Source organism: Pantoea sp. IMH, assembly GCF_000599885.1.
In the GTDB taxonomy this organism is placed as follows: domain Bacteria; phylum Pseudomonadota; class Gammaproteobacteria; order Enterobacterales; family Enterobacteriaceae; genus Erwinia.
Map to the genome: position 1 here is coordinate 1,048,949 of NZ_JFGT01000005.1, position 14,933 is coordinate 1,063,881.

14 protein-coding genes and 1 other annotated feature are annotated in these 14,933 nt (G+C 56.5%); of the genes, 12 read left to right on the forward strand and 2 right to left on the reverse strand.

All coding sequences use genetic code 11. The annotated features are described in order from the left end of the window. The first annotated feature begins 98 nt into the window (after positions 1-98). From apt to htpG, 5 genes are all read left to right on the forward strand, one after another. Positions 99-650, forward strand: a complete 552-nt coding sequence (apt, locus tag EA20_RS0113280) for an adenine phosphoribosyltransferase (RefSeq protein ID WP_024967299.1) — start codon at positions 99-101, stop codon at positions 648-650. A gap of 79 nt (positions 651-729) precedes the next feature. Next, positions 730-2,667 carry a DNA polymerase III subunit gamma/tau gene (dnaX, locus tag EA20_RS0113285; protein WP_024967300.1) on the forward strand — a complete coding sequence of 646 codons (1,938 nt, stop codon included), beginning with the start codon at positions 730-732 and terminating at the stop codon, positions 2,665-2,667. Next, positions 2,009-2,070 (forward strand) — a sequence feature (DnaX frameshifting element). It overlaps the preceding gene by 62 nt. 52 nt (positions 2,668-2,719) lie before the next feature. Further along, positions 2,720-3,049 (forward strand): YbaB/EbfC family nucleoid-associated protein, encoded by a 330-nt coding sequence (locus EA20_RS0113290; RefSeq protein WP_024967301.1) that lies wholly within the window; start codon positions 2,720-2,722, stop codon positions 3,047-3,049. Next, positions 3,049-3,654: a recombination mediator RecR gene (recR, locus tag EA20_RS0113295; RefSeq protein WP_024967302.1), complete on the forward strand. Its 606-nt coding sequence runs from the start codon at positions 3,049-3,051 to the stop codon at positions 3,652-3,654. The genes EA20_RS0113290 and recR overlap by 1 nt, the downstream gene beginning before the upstream one ends. Positions 3,655-3,759: 105 nt before the next feature. Then, positions 3,760-5,628 (forward strand): molecular chaperone HtpG, encoded by a 1,869-nt coding sequence (gene htpG, locus EA20_RS0113300; protein WP_200868318.1) that lies wholly within the window; start codon positions 3,760-3,762, stop codon positions 5,626-5,628. Between the two features lie 70 nt (positions 5,629-5,698). On the opposite strand, the gene EA20_RS0113305 is transcribed toward htpG, so the two are convergent. Further along, on the reverse strand, positions 5,699-6,574 hold the full coding sequence (locus tag EA20_RS0113305) for a LysR substrate-binding domain-containing protein (protein ID WP_024967304.1): 876 nt from the start codon (positions 6,572-6,574) through the stop codon (positions 5,699-5,701). 201 nt (positions 6,575-6,775) lie between these two features. Here EA20_RS0113305 and EA20_RS0113310 point away from each other — a divergent pair, with 201 nt between their 5' ends. The 7 genes from EA20_RS0113310 to EA20_RS0113340 all read left to right on the forward strand — a co-directional run bounded on the left by EA20_RS0113310 (position 6,776) and on the right by EA20_RS0113340 (position 12,911). Then, positions 6,776-7,483: a hypothetical protein gene (locus EA20_RS0113310; protein WP_024967305.1), complete on the forward strand. Its 708-nt coding sequence runs from the start codon at positions 6,776-6,778 to the stop codon at positions 7,481-7,483. A gap of 54 nt (positions 7,484-7,537) precedes the next feature. Continuing rightward, entirely contained in the window at positions 7,538-7,936 is a 399-nt protein-coding gene (locus EA20_RS0113315; protein ID WP_024967306.1) for an NUDIX domain-containing protein, read from the forward strand. Further along, positions 7,936-8,811, forward strand: coding sequence for a DUF6024 family protein (locus EA20_RS0113320; RefSeq protein WP_024967307.1), 876 nt, complete (start codon positions 7,936-7,938; stop codon positions 8,809-8,811). Before EA20_RS0113315 ends, EA20_RS0113320 begins: the two co-directional genes overlap by 1 nt. After that, complete coding sequence (locus EA20_RS0113325; RefSeq protein ID WP_024967308.1) at positions 8,808-9,710, forward strand: DMT family transporter; 903 nt, start codon at positions 8,808-8,810, stop codon at positions 9,708-9,710. Before EA20_RS0113320 ends, EA20_RS0113325 begins: the two co-directional genes overlap by 4 nt. A 92-nt stretch (positions 9,711-9,802) precedes the next feature. Continuing rightward, the gene (gene adk / locus EA20_RS0113330) at positions 9,803-10,447 is read left to right on the forward strand and encodes an adenylate kinase (protein ID WP_024967309.1); all 645 of its coding nucleotides are present in this window, start codon (positions 9,803-9,805) and stop codon (positions 10,445-10,447) included. Positions 10,448-10,564: 117 nt separating this feature from the next. Next, positions 10,565-11,524, forward strand: a complete 960-nt coding sequence (gene hemH, locus EA20_RS0113335) for a ferrochelatase (RefSeq protein WP_024967310.1) — start codon at positions 10,565-10,567, stop codon at positions 11,522-11,524. A gap of 82 nt (positions 11,525-11,606) precedes the next feature. Continuing rightward, positions 11,607-12,911, forward strand: a complete 1,305-nt coding sequence (locus tag EA20_RS0113340) for an inosine/guanosine kinase (RefSeq protein ID WP_024967311.1) — start codon at positions 11,607-11,609, stop codon at positions 12,909-12,911. A gap of 143 nt (positions 12,912-13,054) precedes the next feature. Here EA20_RS0113340 and ybaL read toward each other — a convergent pair whose 3' ends face one another. After that, positions 13,055-14,737 (reverse strand): YbaL family putative K(+) efflux transporter, encoded by a 1,683-nt coding sequence (gene ybaL, locus EA20_RS0113345; RefSeq protein ID WP_024967312.1) that lies wholly within the window; start codon positions 14,735-14,737, stop codon positions 13,055-13,057. Between the last annotated feature and the right edge of the window lie 196 nt (positions 14,738-14,933).

Consider the following 14,933-nt stretch of genomic DNA (forward strand, 5'->3'; position numbering starts at 1 on the left):
CGGCTTCCCCCCGGTATCTCCCGTTTCGCTCTGTAAAATCTTTTGCAGGCGCGTCTGAAGCTGCGTGAGTCAGATTTGTATTTACCAGGCATAACATTATGACCGCAACTGCACAGCAGCTTGAATTTCTGAAAGAAAGTATTAAAAGCGTTCCGGATTATCCCAAGCCGGGCATTCTGTTCCGGGACGTGACCAGCCTGCTGGAAGATCCCAAAGCCTTTGCCCTCAGTATTGAACTGCTGGTTGAGCGTTACCGTGACGCAGGTATCACCAAAGTGGTCGGCACCGAAGCGCGCGGCTTTCTGTTTGGCGCGCCGGTGGCCTTAGCGCTGGGCGTGGGATTTGTTCCCGTGCGTAAGCCAGGCAAGCTGCCGCGTAAAACCTACGCCGAGCGCTACGAACTGGAATACGGTACCGATCAGCTAGAACTGCATTGTGACGCGATCACCGCCGATGATACCGTGCTGGTGGTAGATGATCTGCTGGCCACGGGCGGCACCATTGAGGCAACGGTGAAACTGATCCGCCGCGCCGGTGGTGAAGTTAAACACGCTGCGTTCATCATCAACCTGTTCGATCTTACTGGTGAAGCCCGCCTGAAAGCGATGGGTATCGAGTGCTTCAGCCTGGTGAATTTCCCCGGCCACTGAGCCTGACGTTCAGCCTCGCCGTCAGGGTGGGGCTGTGTTAGCATTACCCTCCGGTTCACTCAACATATTCTGCGAATCAATGAGCTATCAGGTACTGGCCCGCAAGTGGCGTCCACAAGCGTTTACTGATGTCGTCGGTCAGGAGCATGTTCTGACCGCGCTGGCTAATGGCCTGTCGCTCGGCCGCATTCATCACGCCTATCTTTTTTCCGGCACCCGCGGGGTGGGGAAGACCACTATTGCCCGACTGTTGGCCAAAGGGCTCAACTGTGAGACGGGAATTACCGCCACGCCCTGCGGCAAATGCGACAACTGTCGTGAAATTGAGCAGGGGCGTTTTGTCGATCTGATTGAGATTGATGCCGCCTCCCGTACGAAAGTGGAAGATACCCGCGATCTGCTCGACAACGTGCAGTACGCGCCTGCGCGTGGGCGCTTCAAGGTCTATCTGATCGATGAAGTGCATATGCTCTCCCGCCACAGTTTTAACGCCCTGCTGAAAACGCTGGAAGAGCCGCCTGAGCACGTAAAATTTCTGCTGGCGACCACCGATCCGCAAAAGCTGCCGGTGACCATCCTGTCGCGCTGCCTGCAGTTTCATCTGAAGGCGCTGGACGTTGAGCAAATTCGCGGCCAGCTTGAACACGTCTTACAGGAAGAACAGATAGCAGCGGAGGCGCGGTCGCTTCAGCTGCTGGCCCGTGCCGCAGACGGCAGCATGCGGGATGCGCTGAGCCTGGCCGATCAGGCCATTGCGATGGGGCAAGGTGCCGTCACGACCGACACCGTCAACGCGATGCTTGGCACGCTCGATGACGAGCAGCCGCTGGCGCTGATTGAAGCGCTGGTCAACGCGGAGGGCGAGAAGGTGATGGCGCTGCTCAATCAGGCCGCGTCGCGCGGGGTTGAGTGGGAAGCGCTGCTGGTGGAAATGCTGACTATTCTGCACCGGATTGCGATGGTCCAGCTCCTGCCCTCGGCGCTGGGAGATGACTACGCCGCCGTAGAACAGCGTTTGCGTGAACTGGCTCGCGTTCTGCCACCGGCAGACGTCCAGCTTTATTACCAGACGCTGCTGGTAGGGCGGAAAGAACTGCCGCTGGCGCCCGATCGCCGTATGGGCGTTGAGATGACGCTGCTGCGGGCGCTGGCCTTCCACCCGGCCCAGGTCGTTGCCGAGCCGATGGCGCGTCCGGCGATGACGCCGCAGGCGCAGCCTGTGCCCGTTCAGTCCACGCCTGAACCCGCGCCGCCCGCCAGCCCGCCGCCACCTCATACCGGTCAGCAGGCCGAACCCGAGGTAACATTACCGGATACGACCAGCCAGCTCCTGCAGGCGCGTACACAGCTGATGCGCCAGCAGGGAGTAACCAAACCAAAAAAGCGTGAGCCGGCGGCGCAGAATGCGCGGCCGGCGACCTCGGCACTGGAGCGATTGGCGACAGTTACCGAGCGCGGTCAGCGGCGGCAGGCAGCCGCTGAACCTGCTGTACCGGTAAAAAAAGAAGCCTACCGCTGGAAGACGCAGAATCCGGAGGCGGAAAAGCCTGAGCCGGTGGCCACACCAAAACTCTTGCGTACGGCGCTGGAGCATGAGAAAACCCCAGAGCTGATGGCGAAGCTGGCCGCTGAATCGCTGCTTCGCGATCCCTGGGCGGCGGAAGTGGCCGCGATGGCGCTGCCGAAGCTGGTGCAGCAGCTGGCGCTTAACGCCTGGAAAGAGGTGACGGAAAGCGGCGTATGTCTGCACCTCCGATCGGCGCAGCGCCATCTGAACTCGCCTTCGGCGCTGCAAACATTGACCGGTGCGATGAGCGAGGCGGCGGGCGAGGCGGTAGAATTAACGATCGTTGAGGATGACAATCCGGCAGTGTTAACACCGCTGGAATGGCGCCAGGCGATCTATGAAGAAAAACTGGCGCAGGCGCGTCAGTCGATTATCGCGGATAATCATATTCAGACGCTGCGTCGATTTTTCGATGCCGATGTGGATGAAGAGAGCATCCGCCCCCTTTGAAACGCTGCACAGCGCTCCGGCGTCAGTGCGGCCCGATCTGAGAGAGAAAACTATGTTTGGAAAAGGCGGAATGGGTAACCTGATGAAACAGGCCCAGCAAATGCAGGAAAAAATGGCGCAGGTGCAGGAAGAGATCGCCGCCATGGAAGTGACGGGTGAATCAGGCGCAGGCCTGGTGAAGGTCACCATCAACGGCGCGCACAACTGCCGTCGCGTGGAAGTGGATCCGAGCCTGCTGGAAGATGACAAAGATATGCTGGAAGATCTGGTTGCGGCCGCATTTAACGATGCAGCGCGCCGTATTGCCGAATCGCAGAAGGAAAAAATGGCATCGGTTTCCAGCGGCATGCAGCTGCCGCCTGGCTTTAAGATGCCATTCTGATGCAGACCAGCCCGCTCCTCGAAAGTCTGATGGAGTCGCTACGCTGTCTGCCAGGCGTGGGGCCGAAGTCCGCCCAGCGTATGGCGTTCCAGCTGCTGCAGCGCGATCGCAGCGGCGGTATGCGCCTGGCGCAGGCGCTGACGCGGGCCATGTCGGAAATCGGCCACTGCGCTGACTGCCGGACCTTTACCGAGCAGGAAATCTGCACCATCTGCGCCAACACGCGCCGTCAGCAAAACGGCCTGATTTGCGTCGTGGAAAGCCCGGCAGACATTCATGCCATTGAGCAGACCGGGCAATTTGCCGGCCGCTACTTTGTGCTGATGGGCCACCTTTCCCCGCTCGACGGCATTGGCCCGAACGATATCGGTCTGGATCGCCTTGAGCAGCGGCTGGAAAAAGAGTCGATTCAGGAGGTCATCCTCGCCACCAATCCCACGGTGGAAGGGGAGGCGACCGCCAACTACATCGCCGAGCTTTGCGGACAGTATGGTGTCGAAGCCAGCCGGATCGCTCACGGCGTGCCGGTCGGCGGCGAGCTGGAGATGGTGGACGGCACCACGCTGTCCCACTCTCTGGCCGGGCGTCATAAGATCAGATTTTAACCGTTCCCCCGGCACGATTTATCGTGCCGTCTTGAAAACGCTATCTTTGCCCCCACACTACTTCTCAACGTAGACCAACATGAATCAGTTGAGGTAGCAATGACCATGAAAGGACAAGAGACGCGTGGCTTCCAGTCAGAGGTAAAACAGCTTCTGCACCTGATGATCCACTCCCTCTATTCAAACAAAGAAATCTTCCTGCGTGAGCTAATTTCTAACGCTTCTGATGCCGCTGATAAGCTGCGCTTTCGTGCGCTTTCCACACCGGATCTCTATCAGGGCGATGGTGATCTCCGCGTGCGGGTTTCCGTTGATAAGGAAAACCGGACCCTGACGCTGAGCGATAACGGCATCGGGATGAGTCGCGATGAAGTCATTGAAAACCTGGGCACCATTGCCAAATCAGGGACGAAGTCCTTCCTGGAATCCCTGGGCTCCGATCAGGCGAAAGATAGCCAGCTGATTGGGCAGTTCGGCGTCGGTTTCTATTCAGCATTTATTGTGGCAGACAAGGTTTCTGTGCGCACCCGTGCCGCAGGTGCGGCGGAAGATGAAGCGGTATTCTGGGAATCCGCCGGCGAAGGCGAATACACCATTGCCGATATCACTAAAGAGAGCCGCGGTACCGAGATTACGCTACACCTGCGTGAAGGTGAGGATGAATTTCTGGATGCCTGGCGCGTGCGCAGCATTATCAGCAAATATTCCGATCATATCGCGCTGCCCGTCGAGATTGAAAGCCATAACGAAGAAGACGACACCACCACCTGGGAAAAGATCAACAAAGCTCAGGCGCTCTGGACCCGCAACCGGGCCGACATCAGCGAAGAGGAATATAAAGAGTTTTATAAACACGTTTCTCATGACTTCGCTGACCCGCTGACCTGGAGCCATAACCGCGTTGAGGGGAAACAGGAGTACACCAGCCTGCTTTATATCCCAAGCCAGGCGCCATGGGATATGTGGAATCGCGATCATAAGCACGGTCTTAAGCTCTACGTGCAGCGCGTGTTTATCATGGATGACGCCGAGCAGTTTATGCCGAACTATCTGCGCTTCGTCCGCGGCCTGATAGATTCCAGCGATCTGCCGCTGAACGTCTCCCGTGAAATTCTGCAGGACAGCCGCATCACCCAGAATCTGCGTAACGCACTGAGTAAACGCGCGCTGCAGATGCTGGAAAAAGTGGCGAAAGATGACGCTGAAAAATATCAGCAGTTCTGGCAGCAGTTTGGTCTGGTGCTGAAAGAAGGCCCGGCAGAAGACAGCGCGAATGCGGAAACTATTGCTAAGCTGCTGCGCTTTGCCACTACCAGCAGCGAAGGTTCGGCGCAGACCGTTTCGCTGGAAGAGTACGTCAGCCGCATGGTGGAAGGTCAGGATAAAATCTACTACATCACTGCCGACAGCTATGCCGCGGCGAAAAGCAGCCCGCACCTGGAGCTTTTCCGCAAAAAAGGCATTGAAGTGCTGCTGCTCTCAGACCGCATTGACGAGTGGATGATGAGCTATCTCACTGAATTCGATGGCAAAGCCTTCCAGTCCGTCAGCAAGGCTGACGACGAGCTGAGCAAACTTGCTGACGAAGAGAGTGACGAGCAGAAAGAAGCGGAAAAAGCGCTGGAGCCTTTTGTTGAACGCGTGAAAACCCTGCTGGGCGAGCGCGTGAAGGATGTCCGTCTGACCCATCGCCTGACCGAAACCCCGGCGATTGTTACCACCGACGCCAATGACATGAGTACGCAGATGGCGAAACTCTTTGCGGCGGCGGGACAGCCAGTGCCTGAAGTCAAATATCTGTTTGAGATGAATCCCGATCACGCGCTGGTGAAGCGCGCAGCGGATACGCAGGACGACGCCCGCTTCAGCGAGTGGATTGAACTGCTGCTGGATCAGGCGATGTTTGCTGAACGCGGTACGCTGGAAGATCCAAACCAGTTTATCCGCCGTATGAACCAGCTACTGCTGGCATAAGAGCAATACGCCTCACTCTAAGCCCCGCCGGCGCGATCCGGTGGGGCTTTTTTTTAAGTACCCCATCGCCTCAGCCCACCATGCCCGCTTCTTCCAGCAGCCAGCGGCGAAACAGCGCAATTTCCGGCTCGTCTTTACGGGACGCCTTTACCATCATCCAGGTTGCCCTGTCCACCTCGGCGAAGCCCAGCGGCGCGATAAGCGTTCCCTCCCGGATCTCTTTTTTTACCAGAATTTGTGGCGTCATAATAATGCCCAGCCCGTTACGCGCCGCCTGAATGGCAAGCGTCAGGTTGTCAAAATGCTTCCCCGCCCAGAAATCCCCATGCGCGCCAGTCTTTTTCGCCCATTCAGCCCAGGCATGCAGCTTGGTATCGGCATGCAGCAGCGGCAGCGTGGAAAAATCCGTTTCATAGGTAAAACAGTGGGCGAAGACCGGCGCGCATACCGGGCCAATGTAATCGACCGAAATCAGCGTGGCGGCAATATCCTCCTGCACCGGCTGTTCATGGCTGAGAATAAGCACGTCTGACTGCTCGTTACGTACCCGTTCAATATCGATATGCGTCTGGAAGGTGAGGGCGATCGTTTTATGCTTTTCGGTAAAGCGGCTGATGCGTGGGATCAGCCACTGTGCCAGAAAGCTGGGTGCGCAGGAGACGGAAAGGCTGTTGGTATTGCGGGCGCGGATTTTTTCGCAGGTGCTCTCGATTTCACGAAAGGTCTGCATGCAGCAGACCTTCAGCCTCTCTCCGTCAGCGGTCAGCTGTACCCGCCCGTTCGCCCGCAGGAATAAGGGCTTCTCCAGCCACTCTTCAAGCAGTTTGATCTGATGACTCACCGCGCTGTGCGTAACGTTAAGTGACTGTGCCGCCAGGCTAAAGCTCTGATGCAGCGCGGCATGATGAAAATAGCGCAGGGCGCGCAGAGACGGAAGACCTGACATCGCGAAGCCTTGTGAGGAAAACTAACAGGAAGTGTCTGTTTTTATCATTTTAAAGTCCAGCGTCTTTTCCCTAAGGTGATGGGGAAGATGACGGCAGCGACGCGACAGCGAAGCGGCAGCCTTTTCAGCCTTTTCTGCCGGGCGCTTTCCCACCCGGATCTGCCGACGATGACGTTCAACAGCTATGTGAAGGAAAGTACAATGACAACTCAGCATTCCGTAAAACCACAGCTTGTAATGTTTACCGGCGGGCGCGACAGCACGCTGACAGCCTGTTATCTGATGTTACAGGGTATTCCTGTACATCTCTGGTCGGGCAACAGCGGATGCTCACTGCATCGCGGCGTGTTAACGCACCGGGTGGAGGAGCTGAAAGCCCGTTTTGGCGATCTGGTCGTGGCCCATACGGTGGCCGACATCAGCGGAGCTTTTCGCTCTATTGCCATCGAAAATCTCGAAGGCGATATCCTGAAATATCGCAAAAACCTGGTGCTTCTCGGTGAAAAACTGGCTATTCACGCCCATCTGGTGGATTTCTGTCGCCGTAACGATATCAACACCATCAATGACGGCATCACCCACTATCAGATGGAATTTCCGGAACAGCGACAGGTCGCGAAGGCGTGGCTGGTGGAGATGATGGCGCAGTTTGATATCAATTATCAGTCACCCATTTATGAGTTTGCCCAGTCTGCGGATGACGTGAAATATCGGCTGCTGCAGCTCGGGATTTCCACCAAGTCGCTGGAGGGGATCAGTATCTTTGCCGACAGTTTCTCCACGCCTGACGATGATGTCATCCTCGCTTATCTGCAAGAGAAAACCCCGCTGGCACTTAATATCGTGCGTTTCCTCTCCGGGGAAATCCTGGCGACGCCGCTGGTAAAAGCCACCAGTGCGGCAGCCTGACATCCTTATTCCAGTGACGTGGCTGAAAAGCCACGTTGTATTGCGGAGCCTGCTATGAAAATTATTGTGAAATGTGCGGCGATCATTATCGCGCAGCGCTCGCTGCTGCTGACGCGTAAACGCGGAACAGGGACGTTTATCTCTCCCGGCGGGAAGCCGATGGCGGGGGAAGATCACCTGGCCTGCCTGACGCGGGAGCTTCAGGAGGAGCTGGGCGTTCAGGTTAAATCTTACCGGCCCTTTGGTCTGTTTCACGGACAGGCCGAATTTGAGCCCGTAGCGATCGAAAATCACGTTTACCACGTTGAGATTATCGGCCAGCCGCGTGCCGGTGCGGAAATCGAGGAAATTGCCTGGGTGAACTACCGTAAACCGCCCTGTGAAATTCCTGTCGGATCGATTTTTCGCGATAACGTTTTGCCCCTGCTCTATCAACAAGAGTTGATTAACTGATGGACGCCTCTTCTTTATCACCCGAACTACAATCCTCCTATGGCGAACAGTTTTTTAAGCGAGCGCGTATGCAGCGAGATGAACTGAGAGACGAACTGACCCGGATTTATCAGCTACAGGATTATGAACTCTTTTTTGTTCAGTCCGTGCGGGTTGGCCTGGTTATCCTGTCACACCTGTTTCATAAGCAGGAGACCACGCTTTGTCTGGCAAAGCATGCGCACTATCAGCCGATCAGCGAACTTTTTCATCACCCGGCGTCACAGTTCTCCGGCCCCGGCAACGTGCCGCTGATAACCCATGTTAACCCCTATACCGGCGCCATCAACAGCCTGAACGACTGCAAGGGAAAGGGCGTGGTGGATGCATCGCACAGCTTTGCCACCACTCTTCATGCAGATCTGATTGCACAGAGCTCTATCTTCGTTGCGCCGCTGCATAAGCACGCCTCGTTAACCGTCGGGCTGGCCATCATCGCGCTGCGGCCGGAGCATTACAGTACGCTGATGCGCAGCGAGCTGAGGCTGTTTGAAGAATCCACCGCCTCACCGAAGCCGCTTGGGGAAGCGCTGCAAAATATCGCCAGCGAGAGCTGGCAGCCTTTCAATATGGCGCAGATCGGACCGGTCAATATGAAGGATGTTGGCGGAATGGATTTCGCCTCAATCAGCGCAGCGAATCTGCCTTTCAGCTGCTTCAGCGTCCCGCCGCTGAGTGAAAGGCTGCAAAAACAGGTTAAGGCCGCCGGTGCCAGCTACTTTCCCCATGCCAGAACGCTACGGTTTTCATGCTGGGCGCGCGGGGATGGTAAAAAACCTGTCGATATGACTGCGCAGGTTGAACAGAAGCTGATCCATATCTGGGAGCAACAATGAAAGCACATTTACCGCTGAACGGTAACGTCCTCGGCATTGTGGGCGGTGTGATCCTGAGTACCGACTCGCTCTTTATCCGTATGATGGATATTGAAAACTCCTGGACCATCGTCACGCTGCGCGGCTTCTTTATGTGGGGGATCTGCCTGCTGGTCTGGGGCTGCTGGCGGCAGAGCCGCGCGACCCTCGGCAAACCCTGGCTGACCAGCGATAATGTCCTGTCGACCCTTTTCTTCTGTATCTCTTCAGCCTGCTTCGTTAACGCGCTGAACCGTGGGAATGTCGCCACGGTGCTGGTTATCATCTCCTCAACGCCTTTTATTTCAGCACTGATTTCGCGTCTCTTTTTCAGAATAAAAATCGATCGTAGCGTTATGCTTGCCGCGCTCGCCGGGATCGCCGGGGTCATTATTGTGATGTCCGGCAAAGCGGAAGGCCATCACGCTGTCGCTAACCTTTATGCGCTGGCTACGGCGGTATCAATGGCGCTCGCCTTTATCTTCACCTCGCGGGTAGCGGGCGGCACGGTGGGGCTGCCTTCGCTGGGCGGCGCGCTGGCCTCGCTGATTATCCTGCTCTGGTCGGGAGAAGACGTTATCCAGAATCTGAAAATGCTCTCGCCGGCGCAGTATGGCTGGTCGCTGGCGGAGGGGGCGCTGATCATGCCGCTGGCGCTGGGTTTGATCGCGCTGTCGACCCGCTACGTTTCGCCCGCCAACGCCGGACTGTTTCTGCTGCTGGAGACGGCGCTGGCGCCGCTCTGGATGGCTATATTTATGCACGAAATGCCGACAATACAGGCGGTTATCGGCGGCGCTATTATCGTTCTCGCTGTGATCGCGCAAACGTTGTGGGCACGACGACAGGCAGCGCCGTCGCGCTATGCCGATGCAGGTTAACCGCCGCATTCCTTGTGGATAAAGGGGCAAGATGGTATGGTTCCAGGCCTGATAATTTGATCATTTAAGCGATTCGCAAGGGGATTTACGCAATGCGTATTATTCTGCTCGGTGCGCCGGGTGCAGGTAAGGGGACTCAGGCTCAGTTCATAATGGAGAAATACGGTATTCCGCAGATCTCCACGGGCGATATGCTGCGTGCCGCCGTCAAGGCGGGCAGCGAACTGGGCAAACAAGCCAAAGAGATCATGGATGCCGGCAAGCTGGTTACCGACGACCTGGTCATTGCGCTGGTAAAAGAGCGTATCGCTCAGGAAGATTGCCGTAACGGTTTTCTGCTGGACGGTTTTCCACGCACCATTCCTCAGGCTGATGCCATGAAGGAAGCGGGCATTAACGTCGATTACGTGCTTGAATTCGCGGTGCCTGACGAACTGATCGTTGAGCGCATCGTAGGCCGTCGGGTGCATGCGCCTTCTGGCCGCGTCTATCACGTCACCTTCAATCCGCCGAAAGAGGAAGGTAAAGATGACGTGACCGGCGAGCCGCTGACCACGCGTAAAGACGATCAGGAAGAGACCGTGCGTAAGCGTCTGGTGGAATACCATCAGATGACCGCGCCGCTGATCGCTTATTACAGCAAAGAAGCGGAAGCGGGTAACACCGACTATCACAAAATTGACGGTACGCGCAAAGTCGCGGAAATCAGCGCCGAGCTGGCTGACATCCTCGGGTAATGCATGCCGGGCCAGGCTTCTCCTGGCCCCTGTTACAGCAATTGGTTTTCCCTCCGCATTTTTCCGCTAGAATAAGTCTCGTTTTCATCTCTAACGTTGCCCTGATAAGGAATAACAATGAGGCAAGATAAACCCGGCGTGCTGCTGGTGAATCTCGGTACGCCTGACGCGCCAACCACACCTGCCGTTAAACGCTATCTCAAGCAGTTCCTCAGCGACAAGCGTGTTGTGGATACGCCACGCTGGCTGTGGTGGCCTCTCCTGAATGGGGTAATCTTACCGATCCGCTCTCCGCGTGTATCCAAACTTTATGCCTCGGTCTGGATGGATGAGGGATCGCCGCTGATGGTGTACAGCAAGCGTCAGCGCGATGCGCTGGCGGCAAGGCTTGATATCCCCGTTGAGCTGGGAATGAGCTATGGCAATCCGAGCCTGAAAAGCGCGCTCGACAGCCTGATGGCGCAGGGAGTGAACCGTCTGATCGTCCTGCCGCTCTATCCGCAGTTTTCCTGCTCTACCGTGGCCGCCGTCTGGGATGGAATTACCCAGGTCTTTGCCGGTTACCGTAGCCTGCCATCGGTCAATTTTATCCGTGATTATGCCGATCATCCGGCCTACATCGCCGCGCTTAAGGCGTCAGTTGAGCACTCTTTTGCCACCCATGGTAAGCCAGATCTGCTGGTGATGTCCTTCCACGGCATCCCGCAGCGCTTTGCCGATGAGGGCGATGATTATCCGCTACGCTGTGCTGACACCAGTGAAGCGCTGATGGCTTCGCTTGGGCTGACCAGCCAGAACGCGATGCTGACTTTCCAGTCCCGCTTTGGCCGTGAGCCCTGGCTGACGCCCTATACCGACGAAACCATGAAAGCGCTGCCGGCAAAAGGTATTAAGCATGTGCAGATTATGAGCCCCGGCTTCTCTTCTGACTGTCTGGAGACGCTGGAGGAGATTAACGAGCAGAACCGTGAATTCTTTCTGCATGCTGGCGGCACCCGGTTTGAATATATTCCGGCCCTCAACGATGACAAACTGCATATTGATATGATGGTCGAGCTGGTTAACGAACAGCGCTAATCGCCCTCCTCACAGGGAGACGCGCATCCGGCGCCCTCCCTGTGCTATCATCTCCCGTCCGTTTTCTCCAGAAGCCTGCAAGATGAAATTTCCCGGTAAGCGTAAGTCCAAACACTATTTTCCCGTCAGCGCACGCGATCCTCTCCTTCACCAGGCGCTCCCCGATAGCGAAGTGGCCAGTAGCTGGATCGTGGGTATCGACCAGACGCTGGTGGATATTGAGGCGAAGGTGGATGACGCCTTTATCGCCCGCTACGGCCTGAGCAGCGGCCATTCTCTGGTTATTGAAGATGATGTGGCTGAAGCGCTGTATGAGGAGCTGGAACGCGAAGGGCTGATAACACATCAGTTTGCGGGCGGCACTATCGGGAATACGATGCATAACTATTCGGTACTGGCGGACGATCGCTCGGTGCTGCTTGGCGTGATGTGCAGCAATGTACAGATTGGCGGCTACGCTTATCGCTACCTTTGTAACACCTCCAGTCGTACCGATCTCAACTACCTGCAGGGCGTGGATGGGGCTATTGGTCGCTGCTTTACGCTGATTGGCGAGCATGGCGAGCGGACCTTTGCGATCAGCCCTGGCATGATGAACCAGCTTAAACCGGAAAGCATCCCGGAAGCGGTGATCGCCGGCGCCTCGGCGCTGGTGCTGACGTCTTATCTGGTGCGCTGTAAAGCGGGTGAGCCGATGCCCGAGGCGACCATGCAGGCTATCGCCTGGGCGAAAAAGTATAATGTGCCGGTGGTGCTGACGCTGGGCACGAAGTATGTGATTGGTGATAATCCGCAATTCTGGCGCGAGTTCCTGCAGGAACACGTCTCTATCGTTGCCATGAACGAGGATGAAGCGGAAGCGCTGACCGGCCTTAACGATCCGCTTCAGGCGGCGAATATGGCGCTGGACTGGGTGGATTTGGTGCTCTGTACTGCCGGCCCTAACGGCCTCTACATGGCAGGCTTTACGGAAGAGGAAGGCAAGCGTAAAACCCAGCATCCGCTGCTGCCGGGCGCTATTCCTGAGTTCAACCAGTATGAATTCAGCCGCGCGATGCGCCATCAGGATTGCCAGCAACCGCTACGGATCTTCTCCCATATCGCGCCTTACATGGGCGGCCCGGAAAAGATCATGAACACCAACGGCGCAGGTGACGGGGCGCTGGCTGCGCTGCTGCATGACATTACGGCCAATAATTATCACCGTCTGAACGTGCCAAACTCCAGTAAACATGGACGAGAGTATCTGACCTACTCCTCGCTGGCGCAGGTATGTAAATACGCCAACCGCGTCAGTTATCAGGTACTGAACCAGCATTCGCCGCGGCTGACGCGCGGATTGCCGGAAAGAGAAGACAGTCTGGAAGAGTCCTACTGGGAAAGATAGGCAGGCTGGCGGGGTAGCTGCGACCTATATTGTCGTCAGCATCCGGCTGTAACGATGTCCTGTGGTGCAATTCGCCCTCAGGACATTTTTTTTTCAGCGGCACAGGGCTCGCCGTGCTTATCGGCAAACGCGTGCCGGGCATTCTAAGCCAGGTCAGGACGCGACGTCTTCTCAGCGTCAAGCTTCATCAGCGTCAGCATACTGCTGGCAATCTCACGCTCTCCCATCACCACTTCATTGGCGCCGCGCTCGATAATGTAATCCACTTCATCGTCATAATGCGCCCGGGCGATGATTTCGATGGTGGGATGCTTTTCGCGTGCGGCAGTCACGATCTCGCCCGCTTCATAGCCATTAGGGATGGTCAGCAGCAGCCAGCGCGCGTTCTCCAGACAGGCCAGTTCCATGGTCTTCTTACGCGTTGCGTTGCCCAGAATCGCCTGGGTACCCTGCTCCCTGAGCGCCTCCACCCGGCTTCGGCTGTTCTCTATCACCACCATCGGGATGCCGTCCGCCAGCAGTTTTTTGCCCAGCAGGCTGCCAACGCGGCCAAAGCCGACCATAACCGCATGATTACAGAGATCCACCGGCATCTGTTTCTCTTCTTCCATCGCCTCTTCAATTGTCTGATCTTCAAGGGTGCCGGATTTATCAAGGTAACGCTGAAGAAGGGCAAACAGTACAGGATTCAGCATGATGGAAAGTATCGCCCCGGCCAGCACCAGATTACGCCCACTGGCGGGCAGGATATTGAGGGAAATGCCAAGACCGGCAAGGATAAAAGCAAATTCGCCGATTTGCGCCAGGCTGACGGAAATCGTCAGGGCTGTTCGCATTGAGTAGCCTGCCAGACGTACCAGCAACAGAGCAGCCAGCGACTTTCCCACCACGATAATAGCCAGTACGCCAAGCACCGCCAGCGGTTCTTCCAGCAGGATCATCGGATCAAACAGCATCCCTACCGAGACGAAAAATAGGACGGCAAAGGCATCACGCAGCGGCAGCGTATCGTGCGCGGCGCGGTGGCTCAGCTCAGATTCATTCAGTACCATCCCGGCGAAGAAAGCGCCAAGGGCAAAGGAAACATCAAAAAACTTCACCGCGCCGAAAGCGATCCCCAGCGCCAGGGCCAGTACGGCGAGCGTAAACAACTCCCGGGAACCCGTAGCAGCGCTGCGCGCCAGGATCCAGGGGATCGCCCGGCGTCCAACCACCATCATCAGCACCATAAAAGCACTCACTTTGGCGATAGCAATAAGCAAATCGGCCAGCCCGGCCGCCAGGCTGGCATTGCCTTCCTCAAACATGGCGGCAAGGGCAGGCAGCAGCACCAGCGCCAGCACCATCACCAAATCTTCCACGATCAGCCAGCCGATGGCGATCTGTCCGCGTTGGCTGTCGATTAGCTGTCGCTCTTCCAGCGCGCGTAGCAGCACTACCGTACTGGCTGTGGAAAGGCAGAGGCCAAACACCAGGCCGGTCATCCAGGGCCAGCCCATCAGCCACGAGAGGCCGGCTCCCAGCAGCGTTGCCACCACGATCTGGGCAATGGCACCGGGAATCGCGATATTCTTTACCGCCAGCAGATCCTTTAGCGAAAAATGTAACCCCACCCCGAACATCAGCAATATCACGCCCAGTTCGGCCAGTTCCGGCGCCAGATTGGTGTCGGCAACAAAGCCCGGCGTAAAAGGCCCTACCAGCACCCCGGCCAGCAGATAACCGACCAGCGGAGAAAATCTCAGTCGGTTAGCCAGCATCCCCAGGAGAAAGGCAAGAACCAGGCCTCCTACAATAGTCGTGATAAGCGGGGTGGTATGATGCATGCCTTTCTCCTCTGATGAGTGCCTGGTCGCAATAAGTGTATGGCATTTCAGCGACTTTCGCCTGAATTTAACATAGTAATAGTGCCGAAAAATTGGCATTCAAGCATTTGTGCGCTGTAAGTTATATTTCCCTCGGTTATTGCTTTAACATATTGATTATCAGCATGGATTAAAGTCTTCTTTTTAAATAAGCCGA

Excerpts from the sequence above, each read along its gene's own strand:
- apt (WP_024967299.1), top strand. The coding sequence starts at position 99 with ATGACCGCAACTGCACAGCAGCTTGAATTTCTGAAAGAAAGTATTAAA.
- dnaX (WP_024967300.1), top strand. The coding sequence starts at position 730 with ATGAGCTATCAGGTACTGGCCCGCAAGTGGCGTCCACAAGCGTTTACT.
- EA20_RS0113290 (WP_024967301.1), top strand. The coding sequence starts at position 2,720 with ATGTTTGGAAAAGGCGGAATGGGTAACCTGATGAAACAGGCCCAGCAA.
- recR (WP_024967302.1), top strand. The coding sequence starts at position 3,049 with ATGCAGACCAGCCCGCTCCTCGAAAGTCTGATGGAGTCGCTACGCTGT.
- htpG (WP_200868318.1), top strand. The coding sequence starts at position 3,760 with ATGAAAGGACAAGAGACGCGTGGCTTCCAGTCAGAGGTAAAACAGCTT.
- EA20_RS0113305 (WP_024967304.1), bottom strand. The coding sequence starts at position 6,574 with ATGTCAGGTCTTCCGTCTCTGCGCGCCCTGCGCTATTTTCATCATGCC.
- EA20_RS0113310 (WP_024967305.1), top strand. The coding sequence starts at position 6,776 with ATGACAACTCAGCATTCCGTAAAACCACAGCTTGTAATGTTTACCGGC.
- EA20_RS0113315 (WP_024967306.1), top strand. The coding sequence starts at position 7,538 with ATGAAAATTATTGTGAAATGTGCGGCGATCATTATCGCGCAGCGCTCG.
- EA20_RS0113320 (WP_024967307.1), top strand. The coding sequence starts at position 7,936 with ATGGACGCCTCTTCTTTATCACCCGAACTACAATCCTCCTATGGCGAA.
- EA20_RS0113325 (WP_024967308.1), top strand. The coding sequence starts at position 8,808 with ATGAAAGCACATTTACCGCTGAACGGTAACGTCCTCGGCATTGTGGGC.
- adk (WP_024967309.1), top strand. The coding sequence starts at position 9,803 with ATGCGTATTATTCTGCTCGGTGCGCCGGGTGCAGGTAAGGGGACTCAG.
- hemH (WP_024967310.1), top strand. The coding sequence starts at position 10,565 with ATGAGGCAAGATAAACCCGGCGTGCTGCTGGTGAATCTCGGTACGCCT.
- EA20_RS0113340 (WP_024967311.1), top strand. The coding sequence starts at position 11,607 with ATGAAATTTCCCGGTAAGCGTAAGTCCAAACACTATTTTCCCGTCAGC.
- ybaL (WP_024967312.1), bottom strand. The coding sequence starts at position 14,737 with ATGCATCATACCACCCCGCTTATCACGACTATTGTAGGAGGCCTGGTT.